Annotated in this window: 19 protein-coding genes and 1 pseudogene; 4 read left to right on the forward strand and 16 right to left on the reverse strand. The window is 48.0% G+C overall.

All coding sequences use genetic code 11. The annotated features are described in order from the left end of the window. Nucleotides 1-80 precede the first annotated feature (80 nt). The 6 genes from dmsD to ACJHXB_RS05990 all read right to left on the reverse strand — a co-directional run bounded on the left by dmsD (nucleotide 81) and on the right by ACJHXB_RS05990 (nucleotide 7,636). Nucleotides 81-695, reverse strand: a complete 615-nt coding sequence (gene dmsD, locus ACJHXB_RS05965) for a Tat proofreading chaperone DmsD (protein ID WP_000148702.1) — start codon at nucleotides 693-695, stop codon at nucleotides 81-83. Between the two features lie 42 nt (nucleotides 696-737). Further along, nucleotides 738-1,592: a selenate reductase membrane anchor subunit YnfH gene (ynfH, locus tag ACJHXB_RS05970; RefSeq protein ID WP_000526478.1), complete on the reverse strand. Its 855-nt coding sequence runs from the start codon at nucleotides 1,590-1,592 to the stop codon at nucleotides 738-740. A gap of 1 nt (nucleotide 1,593) precedes the next feature. After that, nucleotides 1,594-2,211, reverse strand: a complete 618-nt coding sequence (ynfG, locus tag ACJHXB_RS05975) for a DMSO reductase like molybdoenzyme iron-sulfur subunit YnfG (protein WP_000213028.1) — start codon at nucleotides 2,209-2,211, stop codon at nucleotides 1,594-1,596. A 10-nt stretch (nucleotides 2,212-2,221) separates the two neighbouring features. After that, complete coding sequence (ynfF, locus tag ACJHXB_RS05980) at nucleotides 2,222-4,645, reverse strand: selenate/tellurate reductase subunit YnfF (RefSeq protein ID WP_072146673.1); 2,424 nt, start codon at nucleotides 4,643-4,645, stop codon at nucleotides 2,222-2,224. Between the two features lie 60 nt (nucleotides 4,646-4,705). Then, nucleotides 4,706-7,132: a selenate/tellurate reductase subunit YnfE gene (gene ynfE, locus ACJHXB_RS05985; protein ID WP_000041647.1), complete on the reverse strand. Its 2,427-nt coding sequence runs from the start codon at nucleotides 7,130-7,132 to the stop codon at nucleotides 4,706-4,708. Between the two features lie 198 nt (nucleotides 7,133-7,330). Further along, the gene (locus tag ACJHXB_RS05990; protein ID WP_001295396.1) at nucleotides 7,331-7,636 is read right to left on the reverse strand and encodes a DUF1161 domain-containing protein; all 306 of its coding nucleotides are present in this window, start codon (nucleotides 7,634-7,636) and stop codon (nucleotides 7,331-7,333) included. A 107-nt stretch (nucleotides 7,637-7,743) separates the two neighbouring features. Here ACJHXB_RS05990 and ACJHXB_RS05995 point away from each other — a divergent pair, with 107 nt between their 5' ends. After that, a complete protein-coding gene (locus ACJHXB_RS05995) occupies nucleotides 7,744-8,454 on the forward strand; it encodes a YnfC family lipoprotein (RefSeq protein ID WP_001445899.1) in 711 nt (236 codons plus the stop codon). Between the two features lie 2 nt (nucleotides 8,455-8,456). On the opposite strand, the gene speG is transcribed toward ACJHXB_RS05995, so the two are convergent. Continuing rightward, nucleotides 8,457-9,017: a spermidine N1-acetyltransferase gene (gene speG / locus ACJHXB_RS06000; protein ID WP_001138584.1), complete on the reverse strand. Its 561-nt coding sequence runs from the start codon at nucleotides 9,015-9,017 to the stop codon at nucleotides 8,457-8,459. Between the two features lie 34 nt (nucleotides 9,018-9,051). Further along, nucleotides 9,052-9,393, reverse strand: coding sequence for a DUF1283 family protein (locus tag ACJHXB_RS06005; protein WP_000705205.1), 342 nt, complete (start codon nucleotides 9,391-9,393; stop codon nucleotides 9,052-9,054). Between the two features lie 134 nt (nucleotides 9,394-9,527). Between ACJHXB_RS06005 and ACJHXB_RS06010 the strand changes: the two genes are divergently transcribed. From ACJHXB_RS06010 to ACJHXB_RS06020, 3 genes are all read left to right on the forward strand, one after another. Continuing rightward, a complete protein-coding gene (locus tag ACJHXB_RS06010; RefSeq protein WP_000598292.1) occupies nucleotides 9,528-9,854 on the forward strand; it encodes a YnfA family protein in 327 nt (108 codons plus the stop codon). Between the two features lie 205 nt (nucleotides 9,855-10,059). Next, complete coding sequence (gene rspA / locus ACJHXB_RS06015; RefSeq protein WP_001469153.1) at nucleotides 10,060-11,274, forward strand: starvation-sensing protein RspA; 1,215 nt, start codon at nucleotides 10,060-10,062, stop codon at nucleotides 11,272-11,274. Between the two features lie 11 nt (nucleotides 11,275-11,285). Continuing rightward, nucleotides 11,286-12,305, forward strand: coding sequence for a Zn-dependent oxidoreductase (locus tag ACJHXB_RS06020; RefSeq protein ID WP_000836037.1), 1,020 nt, complete (start codon nucleotides 11,286-11,288; stop codon nucleotides 12,303-12,305). A 187-nt stretch (nucleotides 12,306-12,492) separates the two neighbouring features. Here the strand turns inward: ACJHXB_RS06020 and ACJHXB_RS06025 are convergent, their stop codons facing one another. The 8 genes and pseudogenes from ACJHXB_RS06025 to ACJHXB_RS06060 form a co-directional block, all read right to left on the reverse strand. Further along, on the reverse strand, nucleotides 12,493-13,773 hold the full coding sequence (locus tag ACJHXB_RS06025) for a tyrosine-type recombinase/integrase (protein WP_000876985.1): 1,281 nt from the start codon (nucleotides 13,771-13,773) through the stop codon (nucleotides 12,493-12,495). A 34-nt stretch (nucleotides 13,774-13,807) separates the two neighbouring features. Beyond that, a complete protein-coding gene (locus tag ACJHXB_RS06030) occupies nucleotides 13,808-14,059 on the reverse strand; it encodes an excisionase family protein (RefSeq protein ID WP_000005552.1) in 252 nt (83 codons plus the stop codon). 72 nt (nucleotides 14,060-14,131) lie between these two features. After that, nucleotides 14,132-16,603: an exonuclease gene (locus ACJHXB_RS06035; protein WP_001537739.1), complete on the reverse strand. Its 2,472-nt coding sequence runs from the start codon at nucleotides 16,601-16,603 to the stop codon at nucleotides 14,132-14,134. A gap of 92 nt (nucleotides 16,604-16,695) precedes the next feature. Next, nucleotides 16,696-16,887 carry a lysis protein YdfD gene (gene ydfD, locus ACJHXB_RS06040; protein ID WP_001083297.1) on the reverse strand — a complete coding sequence of 64 codons (192 nt, stop codon included), beginning with the start codon at nucleotides 16,885-16,887 and terminating at the stop codon, nucleotides 16,696-16,698. Further along, nucleotides 16,884-17,072, reverse strand: coding sequence for a cell division inhibition protein DicB (dicB, locus tag ACJHXB_RS06045; protein WP_000854559.1), 189 nt, complete (start codon nucleotides 17,070-17,072; stop codon nucleotides 16,884-16,886). Before dicB ends, ydfD begins: the two co-directional genes overlap by 4 nt. Before the next feature lie 960 nt (nucleotides 17,073-18,032). Continuing rightward, nucleotides 18,033-18,134 (reverse strand): annotated as a pseudogene (gene ydfB / locus ACJHXB_RS06050) (protein YdfB); the annotation flags it as partial. Nucleotide 18,135: 1 nt separating this feature from the next. Further along, nucleotides 18,136-18,291, reverse strand: coding sequence for a DUF1391 family protein (locus tag ACJHXB_RS06055; RefSeq protein WP_071607875.1), 156 nt, complete (start codon nucleotides 18,289-18,291; stop codon nucleotides 18,136-18,138). A 265-nt stretch (nucleotides 18,292-18,556) separates the two neighbouring features. Further along, nucleotides 18,557-18,976, reverse strand: coding sequence for a hypothetical protein (locus tag ACJHXB_RS06060; protein WP_000362155.1), 420 nt, complete (start codon nucleotides 18,974-18,976; stop codon nucleotides 18,557-18,559). Nucleotides 18,977-19,017 lie beyond the last annotated feature (41 nt).

Raw genomic sequence — 19,017 nt, forward strand, 5'->3', positions numbered from 1 at the left:
GAGACAAAAAAACGTGACACTGTAACCTATTATTGCCGAATTGCGCGTAATCGTCACCATCCGGCAATATTACGGTGATCCTATCGAAAGAGTGGTTTAACCGCGACAGGAATTAACAGTTGTGATTGCCATTGCGCCAGCGTTAAGCGAGCCAGTTCACCCAGTGCACGGTAGAAAGGGTGTTCTGCTTTTTCGATAAAAACGTCAAGAAAACGTGTTGACCACGGAAAAAGGTGCCATGCCAGCAATTCTTCGCATTCTGTCTGGCGACCATTCTCCGCCAACCACGCAGCCATCAACAGCAGTGAACCAAAATGATCTTCCGGTTCGTTTTGCTGCATTTCGAACTGAATGCCTTTCTCGCGCATCCATTGACGAAGTGCCAATGTTGAATCGCCAAACAGCACAGATTCGCGATCCAGCCAGACCGACCCCCACGGCGGAGACGGCAGAGCCCACGGGCCGACAAACAAACGCTGCCAGGCCTGGGCGCGAGTCTCTTCACTCTGTGCCTGAAAAGCCGTCACCAGCGGCGCTAATGACGCTTCTGGTAGAGGCCACTGAGTTTCCCAGCCGTCACTGGTGAGTACCGCAACCAGAGGTGCGGCTTCCGCACTCTCCGGAGCGTAATAAAACAGCGCGCCCAACACGCGCGCCGCAACAGAAAAATTATCTTGCTGTGAAAAATGGGTCATTCCTAACATCCTGAAATGTGCGGGTTGCCCCGCACCAATTTGTTAACCTGCAATAGCCATTCCTACCGTCATGTGCAGGCCATAAAAGAGCACACGCCCGATCATCTCACCGCCAAGTATGAGGATTAGCCCCAGAACAAGTCCGGCAACGTGAGGTTCACGGCGACGAATGAGCGGACAAAGCCAGCATCCTAGACCTGCGCATAACAATACCACACGCCAGACCTGTAAGGAGGCGTAATCTGGTACCAGCTCGCTGGCTTGTTGTACGGATGAGTGAATAGACGCCAGAGACAAACCTTGCAGCACAATCACCCCGGCACAAGCGATCAGCGCCAGAACGCTAATGATGGCAAAGGGTGTGGTATTAAATGTAACGCGGGCTGCCCGCAGAATTGTGGCAGCAAGTATTGGACCGCTCAACAATACTGTCAGGAAGAAAGCCAGCGTAGTGTAACCGTTATACCAGGTTGGCACTGTGTCGATTTGATACACGCAGGTCATCATCCAGACGAAAATGACGCCGAGCGCCATGCTGACAAGTAACCAGAGTTTCCCCAACGCTTGCGGCATTTTACCGATGACTGCCACCAGCCACCATAATCCGCCAACGGCAAAAAATATGGAACCGGCAGCAATCTCGTTACTCAGACCAGAAGCTCCGATTCGATTCAGCGAGTTAAACGCCCGCAGTGGGGATCCCAGGTGCATGACAGAGGCAATAAACCCGATGCCCATCAACAGCCAGAGGAAAAACATGCCACGAACAATGTGCTGACGGTCTGCGTCATTTTTGGCGGCGAACCAGCCAATTCCGCTAACAATCAGCGCGCCTACTACGCATTGACCCAATACGGTAAAGATAACCAGTGGCCATTCATGCCATCCATTTCCCATTTTACACTTCCTCCGGATTAGCCAGATAACCAGTGGTATCGCCGGTCGGGCGGCTGTTAGCGTTAGGTTTGATAACGATATTGGGTTTTGTGAAATGCGCGCGCGGCAGTGGCGCGACGGCAGCCAGAGTGCCGTGCTTCTGGCGCAGCTCTTCAATTGGACCGAACTCAAGTGCACGCAGCGGGCAGGATTCGACACATATGGGTTGTTTCCCCTCGGCGACGCGCGAATAACAACCATCGCACTTCGTCATGTGCCCTTTTTCAGCATTGTACTGTGGCGCGCCGTACGGACAAGCCATGTGGCAGTAGCGGCAGCCGATACAAACATCTTCATCAACCACCACAAAGCCATCTTCACGCTTATGCATTGCGCCGCTGGGGCAGACTTTTGTACATGCGGGGTCATCGCAATGGTTACAGGAGATGGAGAGATAATAAGCGAACACGTTCTGGTGCCAGACGCCATTATCTTCCTGCCAGTCGCCGCCAGCATATTCATAAATACGGCGGAAACTGACTTCCGGGCCAAGATCTTTAAAATCTTTGCACGCCAGTTCGCAGGTTTTACAGCCAGTACAGCGGCTGGAATCGATAAAAAATCCATATTGTGTGGTCATGGGCTACTCCTTAAACCTTTTCGATCTGGACAAGATTGCTGTGCGACGGGTTTCCCTTTGCCAGCGGTGAAGGGCGGTGAGAGGTCAGAATATTGATACTGCCGCCGTGATCGACCCGGTCACCAAACATATCCGCTTTAAGCCACGCACCTTGCCCGATGGCGGTAACGCCAGGTAGAATACGCGGAGTCACTTTTGCGGCAATCAGCATTTCTCCATTATTGTTAAATACCCGCACGGTATCGCCATGACGGATACCGCGTGCCTGAGCATCAATGGGGTTGATCCACACCTCTTGTGGGCAGGCCTGCTGTAACACATCAATATTGCCGTAGCTGGAGTGGGTACGTGCTTTGTAGTGGAAGCCCGTTAACTGCAGTGGATAGGTTTTCCGCAGGGGATCGTCCCAGCCATCAAAACCTGGGGTATACGCAGGAAGGGGATGAATAATTTCATCTTTTTTCAATTCCCAGGTATCCGCAATCGTCGCCAGTCGTTCAGAATAAATTTCGATTTTCCCCGAAGGTGTTTTCAACGGGTTTGCCTGTGGATCTTCACGGAATGCGCGGAAAGCGACGTAGTGTTCTTCCGGGCATTTTTTCTTAAAGATCCCGGTCGTTTTCATCTCCTCGTAGTCGGGCATCTCAGGGTTACGTTCCTTCGTTTTCGCATGGAGATATTTGATCCATTCATGCTGACTGCGACCTTCAGTAAAGGTTTGATAAACGTCCGGTCCTAAGCGTTTGGCGACTTCACTCAGCATCCAGTAGATGGGTTTGCGTTCAAATTTTGCTGAGGTTGCGGGTTGGGCGAGGATCACATAGCCCATATTCCCTGCAGATTCATGAGAGATAAGGTCTTCTTGCTCTGTTGGCATCAGGTCGGGCAACAGGATATCGCAATACTTAGCCGAGGCCGTCATGAAGTGGTCAATGCCAACAATCATCTCGCACTTGCTGTCATCCTGAAGCACCTCATGGGTGTGATTGATGTCGCCATGTTGATTGATTAATGTGTTACTGGCGTAGCACCATAAAAACTTGATGGGGACATCCAGTTTTTCTTTTCCACGAACACCATCACGGGTCGCGGTCATTTCCGCACCATGGTCGATGGCATCTGTCCATGTAAAGACGGAAATCTGCGTTTTAACAGGATTCTCGAGCATCGGGAACCATTCTACCCCCAGATCCCAGCTACCTTCGCGTACACCTGAGTTGCCACCGTTTATGCCGACGTTACCGGTGAGAACGGAAAGCATGGCAATAGCGCGGGACGTTTGCTCGCCGTTGGAGTGTCGTTGTGGCCCCCAACCCTGACAAATATAAGCAGGTTTTGCTGAACCGATCTCTCGTGCCAACTGGATAATTTTTTCTGCCGGGATGCTGGTGATTTTTGCTGCCCATTCCGGCGTTTTAGCTATGCCGTCAGGCCCTTCGCCCAGAATATAGGCTTTATAATGCGCGTTACGTGGTGCGTTGGCGGGCAGCGTTTTTTCATCGTAACCAACACAATATTTGTCGAGAAATGGCTGATCGACCATGTTTTCAGTAATCAGTACCCAAGCAATCGCACAGGCCAGTGCGCCATCAGTGCCAGGGCGAATGGGCAGCCATTCATCTTCACGTCCGGCAGCTGTGTCGTTATAACGTGGATCGATGACGATCATGCGTGCATTTGAACGTTCGCGGGCTTGCTCGACGTAGTAAGTGACACCACCGCCGCTCATCCGCGTTTCTGCCGGGTTATTTCCGAACATAACGACCAGCTTCGTATTGGCGATATCATCCGGGCTGTTGCCATCATTGGCACCGAACATATAACTCATTGCGGCACTGATCTGTGCGGTACTGTAGCTGCCATAGCGACTGAGAAAACCACCGCAAGAGTTCATCAGACGGTACGGGACGTTTGAGTTGGTGATGTTTCCGCCATCTACGCCTGTTCCATAGAGAACATGTACAGCCTCATTGCCGTAATCTTTTAGGATCCGCCGAAGATTATCACTGATGGTATCCAGGGCTTCGTCCCAACTTATCCGTTCAAATTTACCTTCACCGCGCTTGCCGACGCGCTTCATGGGATATTTCAACCTGTCAGGATGATTCATCCGTCGGCGGATAGAGCGCCCGCGTAAACATGCCCGAACCTGATGATTACCGTAAACGTCGTCACCTGTCGTATCAGACTCCACCCAGTACACGGTGTCATCTTTCACATGCAAACGTAACAGACAGCGGCTCCCGCAGTTAACGGTGCAGGAACTCCAGACCGCTTTCTCTTCTACCGGTGCCTCTGCCGCTCGGACCATTTGGGAAAATGGCAGAGTGAAAGCACTGCTTGCCAGCGCGAGACTGCCAAGTGCGGAGGTTTTCATCAGACTTCTACGGCTGATTTCAGCCTTCATGAGCGCCTCTGTGGTATGGATTTTCATCATTACTCACTTATTGCTTTTCAAACAAAATGTCATGTCAAAATTTATGGTCGTAGTGGGTTATATTTTTTCGATCTCGACCAGATTAGTGTGCTGTGGGTTTCCCTTCGCCAGTGGTGAAGGGCGCAGAGTGGTTAGCGTATTCACACAGCCGCCGTGGTCGATTTTATCGCCAGACATATTGGCCTCGTGCCAGGCTCCCTGGCCCATAGCGCTAACCCCAGGGAGAATGCGTGGTGTCACTTTGGCTGGTAGCCGAACTTCGCCACGATGGTTATACACCCGCACCATATCGCCGTTGGCAATCCCACGTTTCTGTGCGTCTATAGGGTTGATCCACACTTCCTGACGGCAGGCTGCCTTCAGGACATCAATGTTGCCGTAGGTCGAGTGAGTACGGGATTTGTAATGGAAACCAAACAGTTGCAGTGGGAAGGTACTACGTTCAGGGGAGTCCCAGCCTTCAAAGGTTGAGGCATAAACCGGCAGTGGGCTTATCACTTCATCTTTTTCCAGTTCCCAGGTACGGGCAATTTCCGCCAGCTTGCTGGAGTAAATTTCAATCTTACCGGAAGGCGTTTTAAGTGGATTTGCCTCGGGGTCGTCACGAAATGCTTTGTAGGCGACAAAATGACCATTGGGATCTTTACGCTTATAGATACCCATTTTTTTCAGTTCGTCGTAAGACGGTAACGCCGGATCTTTGGCAAGCATTTTGGCGTACAGATGTTGTAACCATTGTTCCTGCGTGCGACCTTCTGTGAACTTTTGATAGACGTCAGGTCCAAGACGTTTCGCGACTTCACTCAGGATCCAGTAAATCGGTTTGCGTTCGAATTTTTCGCTGGTGACTGGCTGAAGGAAAATGAGATATCCCATGTTACCTGCGTAGTCGTTAGGAATAATATCTTCCTGCTCAACGGTCATCAGGTCTGGCAGCAGAATGTCGGCATATTTTGCCGATGAGGTCATAAAGTTTTCGATGACCACAATCATTTCGCATTTCGATTCGTCTTGCAGAATTTCATGCGTTTTGTTGATGTCAGAATGCTGATTAACCAGGGTATTTCCCGCATAGTTCCAGATGAACTTAATGGGTACATCCAGTTTATCTTTGCCCCGGACACCGTCGCGGATTGCCGTCATTTGCGGACCATGATCGATAGCATCCGTCCAGCTGAAGCAGGAGATTGACGTTTTGACCGGATTATCAAGCACCGGTAGGCGTTCTATGGTAATGGTATAGGTCGATTCACGCGCGCCACTATTCCCGCCGCTGATGCCGACATTGCCCGTCAGAATAGGCAACATCGCAATAGCGCGTGCAGTCAGCTCGCCGTTTGCCTGGCGTTGCGGTCCCCAGCCCTGGCAGATATAAGCGGGTTTTGCTGTGCCAATTTCACGCGCCAGTTTGATGATACGGTCCACCGGGATACCGGTAATTTGCGAAGCCCACTGCGGCGTTTTCGCTGTTTTATCATCACCTTCACCAAGAATATAGGCTTTATAGTGACCATTTTTTGGTGCATCTGCGGGTAAGGTTTTTTCGTCATAGCCGACGCAGTATTTATCGAGAAAAGGTTGATCAACGAGATTTTCGTTAATCAATACCCAGGCAATCCCCGCAACCAGCGCGGCATCGGTGCCCGGGCGAATAGGAAGCCATTCGTCTTCACGACCGGCAGCCGTATCGGTATATCGCGGATCGATAACAATCATTTTGGCGTTCGATTTCTCGCGCGCTTTTTCAAGAAGATAAGTGATGCCACCACCGCTCATGCGGGTTTCTGCCGGGTTGTTACCAAACATCACGACCAGCTTGCTGTTTTCAATATCCGTGGTGCTGTTGCCATCATTACTGCCGTAGGTGTAGGGCATGGCACAGGAAATTTGCGCGGTACTGTAGGAGCCATACTGATTGAGTGAACCGCCGTAGCAGTTCATCAGGCGTTTGACCGCCGAGGCTGATGGTGAAGAGCGGGTCATATTGCCGCCAACAATCCCCGAAGAGTACTGAATATATACAGCCTCATTGCCATATTGTTCGACGGTTTTTTTCAGGCTACTGGCGATAGTATCCAGGGCTTCATCCCAGCTAATCCGTTCGAATTTGCCTTCGCCGCGTTTGCCCACGCGTTTCATTGGGTAATTCAAGCGATCGGGATGATTAATACGCCGACGGATGGAGCGACCGCGCAAACAGGCACGTACTTGATGATTGCCATACTCGTCGTTGCCGGTGTTGTCAGTTTCCACCCAGGTCACTTCATTATCTTTAACATGCAGACGAAGTGCACAGCGGCTACCACAGTTGACGGAACAGGCACCCCAGACCACTTTCTCGCTGGCCTGTTGTACCGCTGCCGCTGCACTGCGCAGGGTGAACGGTAAAGAAAAACCGCCTGCAGCCAGCGCCAGAGAACCTATCGCGGTAGATTTAACGAGTGTTCTGCGGCTGATGCCCACCATTTGTTCATTTTTGGACATAACTCACTCCCTGTTCTTTATCGTTATATAAAAGTTTATATATTTAATATTTAGCGCGCTAACAATAGAGGCAGTCTACCTATTTTGGGTTAAGAATTATTAATCCATATCAATAGAAGGGTATGAGTAATAAGGTGGGATTATGTTGTATGTTCAAATCGCCGGATGTGTCGTATCCGGCGTGCAGTCGATAATGTGTTACTGCGGTTCGGCAGGCGCGCCATCCTGGGTAGACTGCGCGGGAGCAGAGACGTTACCGCTGGTGGTGCGGGTGTAGAGAATTTTATGCGTATCATTAGCGCAATGCCCGACGACCTGGGAATCAGGCTGATCAACCTGGTCATTGGGTACAATACTTAACGTGAAGCTGCTTTCGGGTACGCCATTATTGATAATGCGCTGTGATATATCGCTCTGTATGCGCTCACAGGATCCCGGCGCGGCGAGTACCGCGGGTGAGGCGAGGGCGAGCAGAAGCGCGGCACAGCAGGTTGAGAGTTTCATCATAAGCTCCTTACGCGAAGATAACTTCTTTAAGCATAGCATTTAACGTGTAAAGTACTGTATTTGCTACTATGATTGAGAATCATCTCTACTCTCTGGTGACTGTTGTGAAATACAAATTACTGCCATGCTTACTCGCGATATTCCTCACAGGATGTGACCGCACAGAGGTAACACTTTCATTTACCCCTGAGATGGCCAGTTTCTCTAATGAATTCGATTTTGATCCGCTGCGTGGTCCGGTAAAAGATTTCACTCAGACATTAATGGATGAGCAAGGTGAAGTGACGAAACGTGTTTCGGGGACTTTGTCGGAAGAAGGCTGTTTTGATTCACTCGAATTACTGGATCTGGAAAATAATACCGTGGTTGCCCTGGTACTGGACGCCAATTATTACCGTGATGCCCAGACACTGGAGAAAAGAGTTCGTTTGCAGGGAAAATGCCAGCTAGCAGAATTACCTTCTGCTGGGGTGAGTTGGGAAACCGATGATAATGGCTTTGTGATTAAAGCCAGCAGCAAACAGATGCAGATGGAATATCGCTATGATGACCAGGGGTATCCGCTGGGTAAAACCACGAAAAGTAACGACAAAACATTATCTGTCAGCGCCACGCCATCAACGGATCCGATCAAAAAATTAGATTACACAGCGGTTACTTTACTGAATAATCAACGGGTTGGTAATGTAAAACAGAGCTGTGAATATGACAGTCACGCCAATCCGGTGGACTGTCAGCTAATCATTGTTGATGAAGGAGTAAAACCCGCCGTCGAACGGGTTTACACCATCAAAAATACTATCGATTATTATTAATGCTATTGTGCGGTCGGCTTCAGGAGAGTCTGACCCGGTGTTTTGTGCTCTGCCAGATACTGATGCTGGAATATGCACATGCGAATGGCATTCCGATATTGACCATTAATAAAGAACTCATGCATCAATTCACCTTCAACCGTAAAGCCAAGCTTGCGGTAAATGTGAATCGCTTTTTCATTCTCTTTATCGACGATCAGATACAGCTTATAGAGATTAAGAACGGTGAAGCCATAGTCCATTGCTAATTTTGCGGCACGCGTTGCCAGACCTTTCCCCTGATATTCCGGGGAGATAATTATCTGAAATTCTGCGCGGCGATGAACATGGTTAATTTCCACCAGCTCCACCAGACCGGCTTTTTCGCCGTCACATTCCACCACAAAGCGCCGTTCGCTCTGATCGTGAATATGCTTATCGTACAGATCAGAGAGTTCAACAAAGGCTTCGTAGGGTTCCTCAAACCAGTAACGCATCACACTGGCGTTATTGTCGAGTTGATGTACATAGCGTAAATCTTCACGCTCCAGCGGGCGTAGCTTAACACTGTGGGCGCTTGGCATAACGTGTCCTTACATTCCTTAAATCAATAACAGGTTAGGGGGTAATAACGCGGCCAGTTCGACGGTCCAGGCAGCGCAAAGTATTTGGCTCCCAGTAGGCATTGATGTTGGCGCTTTGCTCACATTTATCGCGGTTATCAAAAGCGGCGTCGGCTTTATCCCACTCTTTTTCAGTGCGTTTATTCACTTTCTGGCGCAGATTGCGCGTGTCATTCCATTGCTCTTTTTCCATAGCGGCGTGCTGGCGGCTTTGCGCACTGTCGCCAGACTCAATCACCAGTTTGTTAGTTTCGGCATGAACAGTTGTGCTCAATGCCATTGCGCAAGGCAGCAGAAAAGCGAGCAGGCCAATTCGTTTGCTGAGAGTAATTTTCATAATTCATTCCCTGTATGAATGATTAAAGGTGATTCTACACCATCCACAGCGAACGCAAAACGTACCAGGAGGGTGTTTATATTGATGATATTATGTCGCCCTATAACTATACATGATGTCAATAAGTGACAAAGATGATTAAAACAACGTTACTATTTTTTGCTACTGCGCTGTGTGAAATTATTGGATGCTTTCTGCCCTGGTTGTGGTTAAAACGAAACGCCAGTATCTGGCTGTTGCTTCCGGCGGGGATTTCACTGGCGCTGTTTGTCTGGTTGTTAACGTTGCATCCTGCGGCGAGTGGGCGTGTTTACGCGGCTTATGGTGGCGTTTATGTCTGCACGGCGTTGATGTGGCTGCGCGTTGTGGATGGCGTGAAACTGACTCTTTATGACTGGACGGGGGCGTTGATTGCGCTTTGCGGCATGTTGATCATTGTTGCGGGATGGGGGCGCACGTAGGAACATAAATCCATTTTATCAATAAGATACGAGGAAGTGTCAGCTGACAAAAGGTATTCTATTTCATCTTTTGTCAACCATTCACAGCGCAAATATACGCCTTTTTTTGTGATCACTCCGGCTTTTTTTGATCTTCATACTTGTATGGTAGTAGCTCAGTTGCGTAGATTTCATGCATCACGACAAGCGATGCAAGGAATCGAACATGAATATCGTAAAGGCTGAAGTTTTTGTTACCTGTCCGGGGCGTAATTTCGTCACATTAAAAATCACCACTGAGGACGGTATTACGGGCCTTGGGGATGCCACCCTCAATGGACGTGAGCTTTCCGTGGCCTCTTATTTGCAGGATCACCTTTGTCCGCAGCTTATTGGTCGCGATGCACACCGTATCGAAGATATCTGGCAGTTTTTCTATAAAGGAGCTTACTGGCGTCGCGGCCCGGTGACGATGTCGGCCATTTCAGCGGTTGATATGGCGCTGTGGGATATTAAAGCCAAAGCTGCCAACATGCCGCTTTACCAGTTACTCGGCGGCGCGTCTCGTGAAGGGGTGATGGTTTATTGCCATACCACCGGTCACAGTATTGATGAAGCTCTGGATGATTATGCCCGTCATCAGGAGCTGGGATTCAAAGCCATCCGCGTGCAGTGCGGAATCCCTGGTATGAAAACCACCTACGGCATGTCGAAAGGTAAAGGTCTGGCTTATGAACCCGCAACCAAAGGACAGTGGCCGGAAGAGCAGCTGTGGTCGACGGAGAAATACCTCGATTTCATGCCGAAATTGTTTGACGCGGTACGTAACAAGTTTGGTTTTAATGAACATTTGCTGCATGACATGCACCATCGCTTAACGCCTATTGAAGCGGCGCGCTTTGGTAAAAGCATTGAAGATTATCGCATGTTCTGGATGGAAGACCCGACGCCTGCGGAAAACCAGGAATGCTTCCGTCTCATTCGCCAACATACCGTCACACCCATCGCGGTGGGTGAAGTCTTCAACAGCATCTGGGACTGCAAGCAACTGATTGAAGAGCAACTTATCGATTATATCCGCACTACGCTGACCCACGCGGGTGGCATTACCGGTATGCGCCGGATTGCCGATTTTGCTTCGCTGTATCAGGTACGTACTGGCTCACACGGTCCTTCCGATTTGTCACCAGTCTGCATGGCTGCGGCGCTGCACTTTGATCTGTGGGTCCCCAATTTCGGTGTCCAGGAATACATGGGTTATTCCGAACAAATGCTCGAAGTCTTCCCGCACAACTGGACTTTCGATAACGGCTATATGCATCCGGGAGACAAACCGGGTCTTGGCATCGAATTCGATGAAAAGCTGGCGGCGAAATATCCCTATGAACCTGCTTATCTGCCAGTCGCACGTCTGGAAGATGGCACGCTGTGGAACTGGTAAGGAGTAAGATAATGAAAAGCATTTTAATTGAAAAACCGAATCAACTGGCAATTATCGAACGTGAAATACCCACCCCGTCAGCGGGTGAAGTACGAGTAAAAGTGAAACTTGCCGGGATTTGTGGTTCAGATAGCCATATTTATCGTGGGCATAATCCTTTTGCGAAATATCCGCGCGTCATTGGACATGAATTCTTTGGCGTCATTGATGCAGTGGGTGAAGGCGTGGAAAGCGCCAGAGTCGGTGAACGCGTTGCTGTCGATCCGGTGGTCAGCTGTGGGCATTGCTATCCGTGCTCTATAGGTAAGCCGAACGTTTGTACGACACTGGCTGTATTAGGTGTGCACGCTGACGGTGGTTTCAGTGAATATGCCGTGGTTCCGGCAAAAAATGCGTGGAAAATTCCTGAAGCAGTGGCCGATCAATATGCGGTGATGATCGAACCTTTTACCATTGCGGCTAACGTAACCGGTCATGGTCAACCGACTGAAAATGATACCGTTCTGGTTTACGGTGCCGGTCCAATCGGCCTGACGATCGTTCAGGTATTAAAAGGCGTCTATAACGTTAAAAATGTGATTGTTGCCGATCGCATTGATGAACGACTGGAAAAAGCGAAAGAGAGCGGGGCTGACTGGGCGATTAATAACAGCCAGACACCGCTTGGCGAGATTTTCGCTGAAAAAGGCATAAAGCCGACATTAATTATCGATGCGGCTTGTCATCCTTCTATCCTGAAAGAGGCCGTAACGCTGGCTTCTCCAGCGGCACGTATTGTATTGATGGGCTTCTCCAGTGAACCGTCTGAAGTGATTCAGCAAGGAATTACCGGAAAAGAACTCTCTATTTTCTCTTCACGCTTAAATGCAAATAAATTCCCGGTCGTTATCGACTGGTTAAGTAAAGGGTTAATTAAACCAGAAAAATTAATTACCCATACGTTTGATTTCCAGCATGTTGCTGATGCCATTAGTTTATTTGAACAGGATCAAAAGCATTGCTGCAAAGTCTTACTCACTTTTTCTGAATAATACCAATAACGGCGAGTAAGTAGTATGCATCTTACCTCTTTTTTAGAGATAACCATTATGACAATAGAAAAACACGAAAGAAGCACTAAGGATTTGGTGAAAGCAGCAGTATCGGGATGGCTGGGCACTGCGCTTGAATTTATGGATTTCAAGAGTCATACGTGTCAACTATTTGATAAATATTAAATTAATTTTTTATTGCTTCGTTATGGGGCATGGTTGGGGCAAACTCGCTTAACTGTGTATTTAACAAAGCTACCTGTGCATTATTGTTTTCAGACATCCATTTTCCGTATACCTGAAATACCATTTGCGCATCTGCATGGCCCATCTGGTTTGCTATAAATGCCGGGTTAGCACCAGCTGTCAGCGACCAGCAGGCATAAGTATGTCTCGACTGATATGATTTTCGATGGCGGAGTCCGGCACGTTTTATCGCTGCGTCCCACATCTGCCTTATTGAGTCAACGGTAAAATGGTCACCATAATTTTTTACTCTCGCTGACACTTCAGGTTGAAAAACAAAGGTGCATTTATGTTTTTCTGTTCTGCCATACTCTCTGAGGTGAACATCAATGATATGCTCTTTGCTCAGTCTCGTTAATGTCATCTGACTCCGGAGAGCGTCGATTGCTGGCTTAATAAGATGAATGACCCGATTGGTTCCCGCCTGTGTTTTTGGTACCGTGAAACGGTCTTTTGCTAAATTTCTCCTGATCATCATTGTTCCATTTTTCAGATCTATGTCCTCCCATCCAAGTGCACACAGCTCACCAGGGCGAACGCCAGTATAAACAGAAACACACCATAAATTTTTGGCTTGCTGATTTCTGCACGCATCGATAAGACGGATGAATTCCTCCCGCGAAAGAGGATCCGGAATGGTTCTTGATTCCTTTAATGGCGAGATCCCCTTAAACGGGTTATCTGCCAGGTAACCGTTATCAACACCAAACTGGAACACGGCGTTAAGATTTGTCATGTAATTATTTACAGTTACAGCCGATCTCCCTGGTTGTGTAACAATATAGTTACTTTTGGGGATCTGGTATCCAGTCAGTAGCTCTTTACGAACCTCCAGTAATTTTTCTTTATTAATCGATGAGGCAAGATTTTTTTCACCGATTATGCTCAGGATATTTTTGATGACGGCACGGTATGTGTTGAGTGATGTTTTTGCGACTTCAGTTTCTTTCAGTGCCAGAAATTTTTCAGCCAGTTCTTTTATGGTTAAATCTTGTCGGGTCTCACCAAATTTTTCCAGATTGCGTGAGGAGGGAAACTGTTTTGCATAGTCGAAAACACCAGTTTTTATTGCGTAACAAACAGAGGCGCGTAGCTCACCTGCAACGCGCCTGTTTTTTGCTGTGTCAGGAACCCCCAGGTTTTCCCTGACTCTTACGCCTTTATAAACAAACCAGATACGTAATTTCCCTCCATGGTTTTCCACGCCTGTCGGATATTTCATTTCAATTTCTCTCATTAGTTAGTGTGGCTTTTAGTCAAGTAAGATGACGTCTTGGTCTTGCTGATGCCTGGCGCTCAATCCAGCGATCAATTTCTTCCAGGTTGTAAAAGCATGGACTGTTATCCCATGGCATACCGTCATGAGCGACATGCTTATATTCCCTTCCTTCCATAAACGATTTTTCCCGGGCCTTTTTTAACGTACCTTTTTTTATTCCTTTCAGCGCAATTAACTGCTCTTCGGATACCCATTTGCCGGGAGAGACAATCATGATTACTTCGCTCATCGATTTTTTTATCTCTTACATCAGACGAGCGCCGGTTGCAGAATACCAGTCACAACCGGCGACAGTTGAACATTAAGAATCAGCCTGACTCGGGATCAGTTTTTGCCAGATAACTGAAACGTATTTTGCCTGGTAACGGGCGTCATCAAGTGCATTATGGCGCTCACCTTCGAATGGAATAGCCGTTCTGGCATCGAAGTCTATGGCTTTCCCCAGCTCAACGATTGTGCGTACATCGCGATCGTTGTAGTAACGCCACGGGCAGGGGATCCCCTGCCGTTCGTATGAACGGCGCAAAATCGTGTTGTCGAAGTTGGCTCCATTTCCCCAGACCTGAACAAAAAATTCACCGGAGTTTTCGTCGATAAATTCCCGCAATTGTAACAGTGCATCATCTAACGGGATTTCATCGGTCATAATGGCAGATTGCGCTTCGCGTGATTGCTTAAGCCACCATTTAATGGTGTCCCGATCAATGACTCCGCCAGCAGTTTCCAGATCGATAGTCTTACTAAATTCCGGTCCCATATCTCCGGTTTGCGGATCGAAAAATATTGCACCTATTGAGATGATCGGGGCATCAGGATTTTTTCCCATGGTTTCAAGGTCGATCATTAGATGGTCACACGTCCTGCTGGTGGATGTGATTTCTTGATGACCGTTCACCTTAATTGAGTGATCTGCCGTCTCGCCAGTTTCATTATCGCTATCGTGATGCTGATTGCCGCCAGTGTTCTCCTTGTGTGGATGTTCAGCGCCTTCCATTTCCTCCGGATCATCTTCCTGAACTTCAACCTGATACTCTTCATCGAATGTTTCCTGGTATGTTGCGTCGCCCATTACCGCGCCACAATCAGGGCAGTTGCCGCCGCCGGTCTGACCGCAGGCGGTGCAGACTTTTTCCACTTCCTGTTGCGCCACTGATTCAGGCTGTTTCGTTTCTGGCTCGTTTTGTAACGCATTTGGGCTGTTTTGTTCCGCTTTTTGGTAGTTCCGTTCCGATTCATGCTGGTTCTGGTTCACAGAATCGCGGGTCTGGATCCCCTTAACCCATTTCGGATCATTCGGGTCACTAATCCCTTCAACAAATTCACCACGTGATGCAGCAAGCAACTTATCGGCGTCAGGCTGGATGATATTGGCTGCCTGCATAATTTTGTTTACTTCGTCAGCGGTAACTTTTATCGGCTCTGGTTGTTCTGAATCTTCAGCGGTATCTACATTTTGCGGTAAGCCCGTGTATGTGCCATTTTTTCGGGCAAAATATTCTTCTTTTGTGATTTCAGTGGCGCCAGCAGCCAGTGCCTTATCCAGACCAGAAAGTTTGTTTGCGCGACCGTATTTTTCTCCGTCCTTATCTGCGAAGAGGAAATAGAACGGCCCCTCACGCTCTACAGATGGTTCAGCTTCCGGCGCGGTTTCATTTTTTGGGATATCAGATACCTCAGTTTCCACTGCATCAGTTTGTGTTTCTGATGACTGGAGAACATCAACAGTGCCCAGGTCTGTTTCTTCATTCTCAAACACGCCCTTTGTCGTCAGGTATTCGCAGATATATTTGTTCAGTGCTACGGGATCTTTGTGAATGTCGATCGGACGCTCACGGACAAGGCCAAAAATAGTTTGGCGGTCGTAGCGAAGGGCATCAGGCTGTTTGCGCATTGATGCCGAGATACGCTTCCAGTCTTCGCGGTCGTTGTCGATAACTTCATTTTTTGCCCAGCGATGGATGCTGCCGTCAATGTTTCCGGCATCCACATCACCAGGCCAGAGAGCGTAGGCCAGTTCGTCATCCAGTGTTTTCCATGTCTGCTTGTATTCGCGATGAATGGCAGCAATGACCGGGCTGATTTTTCCTGTTGAATTTTCAGTGTACTGTTGATTGGCTCTGGCGCGGGCGAGATCAACAACAGACGTGTATTTTCCGGTTTCCTTGCGTTCACCTTCGCGACGTTTTTTCCAGATGCGCATCTCTGCCTGAATTTCGGGCCATTTAGCACCAGGAATACATTTATGCTTAACCCACCCAATGGCGTGCAACTTAAGCTCCGGATACATGGCGTTAACTTCTGGCATTTTCATCAACGCTTCAACGATATGTCCGTCGAATGTTGCCATGTCTTCCTGCAACAATTCCTGTGCGCTAATAACCATATCAACGGTGATGTTTTCACATGTGTCGAACTTAACCATGACAGCGTTCTGTACTTCAGGGGCCAGCTTGTCAAAAGTGACGTTCATCGGATCGGATTCAGTCTCAACCGGGACAAAAGAAGCAGACTCCTCATCCCAGCGGTTTTCCTGCATATATTCAGCATCCCATGAATCGAGGGCAGGGCGGGGTATGCCAGGTTTATCCTCGCAGACAATAAATTTATAAGCGCAGTCCTGAGCAGCCGGATAATGTTCCAGGAATTGCCAGTGAAATTTTGCTCGAGCACGGCGTTCGTCGCCAGCTTCAATGGCTGTGGCTACAGCCACAGCGCCTTCTTCCCTTGTTGCCAGTTCGTCAGGAATAGCGGCGCAAATAAAGACTTTACTCATTTGTTTTAACCTCATGACAGATTTAAGGATGAACAAATCCCTGCCATTGCTGGCATATAAGAATGAAACCGGATATTTATTACGGAACTGTTTTAAAGACCTGCCGGGATTTCGATATTATCCTGGTGAATAACTTTATCGACCGGGTAACAGTTACCGGGAATTTTCTGTTCGGTTGCTGCAGTCATACACTCCTGCATTGTCCTGTGAACACTGACTGCAATATCAACTGGCTCTCCGGAAACAAGAAAAACTGTCAGAACAAGCACAAATGCTGAATTCATTGTGCACATCCTTTTGGCATCAGACGTAAACGAGCCAGCATTGAAACAATGCATATTTTATTTAATAGCTCCCGTTCTTGTTTTCTCTTGTTAATGGCATCTTCAGTAAATACTGGGTTACTGATAGTGACACCAATTTCAAAACAACCTTCAGACGTATTAACGTTTGGTAATAACGTTTTCATTATCGCGTCCTCAACAATGAATTTTGTGATGCAGTGCCTGGTGCCTCCAGGTGACGTTAACCAGTTAACAATTAACGCCGGATACAGAGAATCCACCCATAACACTGTTTTTGGTTTTAACTGTTCCGCGTGCGCTCAGCCGCATTCACCACATCACAAAATTCACTTTAAAAAGGGCGGCAGAGCAGTCACGGAGTAAAACTGATACCGCCAAACGTCACCAGAAAATTGATAACAGAGGGCGTTGCAGCGGGGTTGTCACTTAAGCGTATGGTCAACCTGACAACCCGGTGTCCTCAACGGGGAAGGAATAACCCCGCCATACTTACCGCCGCGCCATTTTGCGGGTTGCCACAACCGGAAGCGCACGGTCGAATTAAATTTAACGACACCGTACAGTGAGACGAACTTCGCCGTGCGCTTTCGTGTTGTGTGCCTGCTTTTAACCACGTCAGGCGAGGTGGTATCCTTAAAATCACCACAGTTTTAAGGATTCATTAAGCAATGTCGCAACCACCAATAAATCCGCTTAAGAACATGAAAATTGATTACTGGTATAAAGCGCTTACAGTTGTTGGCGCTGCGTTGTTTGTCTTTAATGGAACGTCTTTTTTTGACAGATATCCCGTTGTTCCATTGGGTTTTTTGTCCTCCGGCATCTTTTTTATTGGTTTGGGGGAGTGGATTAATCACCCTCTCAAAGTGAGATTTATTGGCCCTGGAGTTTGGACTCGTGGATATAATCGTTCTTCGTGCGCACTCGGTATCATCTTCGACATACTTGGTTGTTTCCTGATTGTTACAGGAGTCGTCAAGTTCTTCTGATGTAAAACCGCAAATGGGGCACGTAACGGGAATTTTGAAAAGCGTTTCTCCGGGTTCCAGAACAAAATTTTCTGCGGTCTGATTTTGCTTCTCATATTTGTGCTCCGCGTCATTGTGAGAGCACATTCTTATTCTGAGTGCCTGTTTAAACTCACTGAAGCTGAGAGCTTCTTCGCCTTCGGCAAGGCCTTCGAAGTATTCTTCGTAAGCCTTTTCCATGATTGTGTCGAAATCCATATCACTCACCTGAGTTTCTTTCCAGCCAGCGACGGGCACCATTTTCGGTTTTAAACGTTTTGCTTTTGGTATACGTCATTGCGGTGAACGTACCGTCCTGGTTGGGGAACACGCCACATACCAGAGATTCGCTGTTGCCAAGATTGATAGTATCCATGCTGACCTCATTTCCCCTTAACGCCGGGGTAGCGGAACAAAAACCTGCTGCATAGTTATTAAAGTTGTACCCTGCCGTCATGTTCTTACGCCTCGGGCTGGCTACTTAACCCCTGACCACTGCCTGGTAACTCGAAGTATTGCCCTGCATTCTGTGGAGCGGGGTGAGTTGGTATGAAAAGAAGGATACCCATAGGTATTTAAAAAGTAAATACCCATGGGTAACTTTTTGCGGTGTCTTAACTGGTGACTAGTTGTTTGGTGAGCTATGATGCGTTTTGTGCTTTCTTTTTACGGATTTCTTCGTAGATCATATTGTAATACTGTTTTTTCTCTTCAAGAGTTTTTAATAAGTTATCCGCTTCACTTTCTGGCAGTTCGTCTAAGAGATCTAAAAAAATACGTTGTCGTGGCGTTAGAACCCTTGTTTCATAACTGGAGGCTGTGTTCGTTGATGATGAAACGATACCATCCATCCATCCCCGGGGTAACCCAAAGGACTCTTCGATAATCTCCACCATATCATCAGCGATCCGTTTTTTTCCCTTTTTCCCCTCTGGGTACAACATTCTTGATACATAAGAAGGCTCGCGCCCGATCTTTCTGGCCACGTTAACCGCTTTACCATCGCATTTCTCATCACGAATTTTGATGAGTTGCTGTCGTCTAAATTCATATTTGTCCATAGGTAAATAATAGATGCGATTACTGCAAGGTAAACAACCTG

This window comes from Escherichia sp. WS3227_2, from assembly GCF_046486495.1.
GTDB lineage: Bacteria > Pseudomonadota > Gammaproteobacteria > Enterobacterales > Enterobacteriaceae > Escherichia > Escherichia coli.